Here is a 3,668-nt window from a genome sequence, read left to right on the forward strand (position 1 = left end):
TCACACCCGGCCGCGCGCTGCGCTACGCCGGGGGCTCCGCGCGCGGCCTCCTACACCAAGCGTTGGGACACTACCGACGTGGAACGGGTCAACATGGAGACGGGTCCGTTGGCCCTCTGGCTCTGGAATGCACTGAGTGAGCGCGGGGTCCAGTCCTTTGCCTCGATGCCCGCCACGCCAATGGCGTGCTGAAGATGATGCCGAACAGTGAGGCGGATCAGGAAAGGATCCAGTGAATCCTTTCCCTGCCGAACGACAGGCTGGATGCCCGAGGCTTGGCGCAGATCGTCCGGACCGGCTGGTTCCGGGCCGTGCAGATCAACAGCCACGACGCCTATGTGACACGCGCCTTGCTGACTGCGCGCGATACGCTGGTCAGCATGCGCGTCCGGCTGGAGAATGACGTCCGGGGGCTGTTGAAGACCTTTGGCGTGATGTTCGGCAAGCGGGTCGGCGGTTTCAAGCGCCGTGCTGAGGAGATCATCGCGCGGGATCTTGCGGTCTCGCCCGAGCTTGTGCCCGTCTTCGAGGCCTTGATGAAAGCCCGGCGCGACATCCTAGTCAGGATCGCCGATCTCGATCGCCGGATCCGCGTGATTGCCAGAAGCCATCAGACGGTCCGCTTGCTGATGACCCCACCGGGCGTCGGACCGATGACTGCGATGGCAGTCGTCGCGGCACTCGACGATGCCGGACGGTTCCGTCGCTCGTCGCGTGCCGGGGCCGACCTTGGCTGGACGCCGCGCCGTTCCGAGTCGGGCGAGATCAGCCGGACCGGCCGCGTCTCGAAGCGCGGCGATGCCTTCACCAGGAAATGCCTCTTCGAGGCGGCAAACGCGATTTCCTGCCGGAAACTGGGTGGCGGTCGCCTGCGCGACTGGGCCAAGGCAATCGCAGAACGCACCGGACCGCGGAAGTCCAAGGTCGCGTCGGCCAGGAAACTGGCTGTCACGCTACACGCCATGTGGCGCACCGGCACACCCTTCCAGGAGGACGCCGCCATCTGAACAAGCCAGATCCAAAACGCTGACTTCGCCACACCCGAATGCGTCCAGCCGGGACGCGCGGCGAGGGTAAGATCGCTCTAAGAACAGCGGACTTGACCGCGCACACCACTTCGATCTGCCCGACCCTGAACGCAAACATGCGGCGCCCATCGCACTGATCGCGCAGCGAACCCAAGAGCCCGGCACGCACAAGGACCAGCAATAAGATCAGAACTTGACCAAGGCGATTAGAGAACGCACCGGGACACTGCTGCGAACACGGCCTTGAATGCGGCCGATGGTATCAAGGCACTAGCCAAAAGCCTAAAACCCATACCCCTTCTCTGTCCCGCCTATGCATGCTTCCGGCAACCGCCCCCTGGTTTTGATGCTTGAGTAAGCATGAATGCACCAACAGACAGGGCGGCCATGACAGTTCAACACATGTTCTCGCGTTAAACCTCACGCTTTAGCCACTTGGCGACAGTCTTCGGATTGATGCCCAGCTCTTGGCTCAGCTGCGCGAGCGAAGCTTGCGATCGCTGTATTGCTGCTCTGACAGCGTGCGTGCTCGCGGCGCTCCCGCGACGAACTTATCCCATAATACCTCCTTCCAATATTGAGAAAGGATCACACCATTAAACCGTGGGATCAAACACCTATGCGCGAATAGTGGCCTGAAATATCATAAAATATTTGCGCCATATTCAAAATTAAATCCGCAAAATCTTTGGAATAATAACGCTGTGATCAGGTAAGGGAAATTTCTCGATATTTCCGATATCCAAGATTGTGTGCGAGTTAACCAAATACAAAGAATCTTTGGATACGGCTTTCCTAATTGTAAGTAAATCCCCTATCTGACGGTGAATGAATGACATATTTAGCCAGTCAAGAAGTCCTTGTTGACCAGTTGATCAACGGCGGTTCTGGTCAGAAATGGGCGATGACTCAAAGTCAGATAATTTCTGTAAATTTGGAATCAATATCGGATGAAGCAAAGGCCTATGCAAGATGGGCATTGCAATCATGGGAAATGGTTGCCGACATACACTTTGTGGAGACGGCATCTTCGACCATGCCTAGATCCACCAAGGCGAACATCACCTTTACTGATAGCGATCCAGGAGCTTACTGCACATGGCTGGGTGTAGGGTCCACCCTAACGAGCGCCACCATCAATATCTCTTCAGACTGGATCTCCGATTTTGGAGAAGGTGCTGGTAGTTACGCATATCAGACATTCATTCATGAGATCGGGCATGCGATCGGACTTAACCATGCTGGGGACTATGACGGTAGTTCTGGTGTAGCCGCGGCTTACTTGAACGACAGTTGGCAGCTGAGCGTCATGTCATATATAAGTCAGAGCTATAACCAAAACATAAACGCTTCATATGCGTCGCTGATCGCGCCAATGACGTCAGACATTTTGGCAGTCCAAAAAATGTATGGGTTACCAAAGGCAGACAGCGCGACCGCCGGGAACACGGTGTGGGGAAATCAATCTAATCTTGGGAACTTCATTGATCAAGCATATTCCGCTTTCCTGTCTGGCGACATCAATCAAATCTACTATGGAGATCCGTTAGCCTTGACAATTTTTGATTTAGATGGGCAGGACATTATTAATATTTCTGAGAACCATTCTGATAATTATTTATCTCTAAGAGGGGGGGGATTTTCGAATATCGCTGGCGGTATAGAGAACTTATCGATACTCGAAGGGACACTGATCGAAGATGCAAGGTTAGGCGGCGGAAACGATACGGTCTCAGGAAACAACTATGACAATGATATTTATGCAGGCGCGGGAAATGACGTCCTGAACGGGAACGGTGGTAGGGATCGCATCTGGGGAGGTTCTGGCGCCGATACGATCGACGGCGGTCGTGGCGATGACGATATATATGGAAACAGTCAATCCGATTGCATCAAAGGGGGCCTAGGAAACGATACGGTCAACGCGGGCAAGGGTGCTGACATCGTTTACCTCGGCAGTGGCAATGATGTCTTTGACGATCACAGTCAGGCGGGGCCATACGGCGCGGATTACGTACAAGGCGATGGTGGAGCCGACACCTTGCTCAGCGTTGGAGGTGACGACACTCTTTTGGGCGGCGATGGCCCCGACTTTGTCCGGAGCGGGGCTGGCGACAATTTCTTGGCTGGAGGGCGGCACAACGATACCCTCTCAGGGGGTGATGGGGACGACATCGTTTATGGAGGGAGAGGGAGCGACATCTGCTATCTAGGGAATGGGGACGACCTGTTCTACGACGAAGATCAGCAGGTCTTTGGTAATGACCTCATATTTGGTGGAAGAGGAAGCGACACATTTATCCTTCTTGGCGGGAACGATACGATCCATGGTGGCGCCGGGGCAGATCACTTCGACTTGTCGCGCGCCTCTGGGAATTTTCAAATCGTTAACTTCGAACTTGAACAGGACACGATCCTTCTGCCGGCGTACCTTGAGAATGCTAAACTGACTGGGTTCTTGTCATCGCCGCTGGGCATCTCAGTCCAGCTTGGGGATGATCTCTATGTGACGCTCGGCGGCATTGAGGAAGATCAGTTCGAGTTGGTAGATTTTCTCTTTGCTTAGGTGTCACATCCCGGCAGGTAATATGGCTGTTTCTTGAACAGCTCTGGCTTGAGTTTGTGCCAGTCCTTCATCGC

2 protein-coding genes and 1 pseudogene are annotated in these 3,668 nt (G+C 54.7%); 2 read left to right on the top strand and 1 reads right to left on the bottom strand.

All coding sequences use genetic code 11. The features are described from left to right. Positions 1-275 precede the first annotated feature (275 nt). Positions 276-1,007: an IS110 family transposase gene (locus tag Q4543_RS23935; RefSeq protein WP_303442596.1), complete on the top strand. Its 732-nt coding sequence runs from the start codon at positions 276-278 to the stop codon at positions 1,005-1,007. Positions 1,008-1,450: 443 nt separating this feature from the next. Here Q4543_RS23935 and Q4543_RS23940 read toward each other — a convergent pair. Beyond that, positions 1,451-1,588: pseudogene (locus tag Q4543_RS23940) on the bottom strand (IS481 family transposase); the annotation flags it as partial. A 272-nt stretch (positions 1,589-1,860) separates the two neighbouring features. Between Q4543_RS23940 and Q4543_RS23945 the strand changes: the two are divergent. Further along, positions 1,861-3,594, top strand: a complete 1,734-nt coding sequence (locus tag Q4543_RS23945) for a M10 family metallopeptidase (protein WP_303442599.1) — start codon at positions 1,861-1,863, stop codon at positions 3,592-3,594. Positions 3,595-3,668: the final 74 nt, after the last annotated feature.

Origin of the sequence: Salipiger sp. 1_MG-2023, from assembly GCF_030547555.1 — a bacterium.
Classification (GTDB): Bacteria; Pseudomonadota; Alphaproteobacteria; order Rhodobacterales; family Rhodobacteraceae; genus Salipiger.

Bases quoted from the DNA above. Each gene is read 5' to 3' on its own strand.
- Q4543_RS23945 (WP_303442599.1), top strand. From the start codon at position 1,861: ATGACATATTTAGCCAGTCAAGAAGTCCTTGTTGACCAGTTGATCAAC.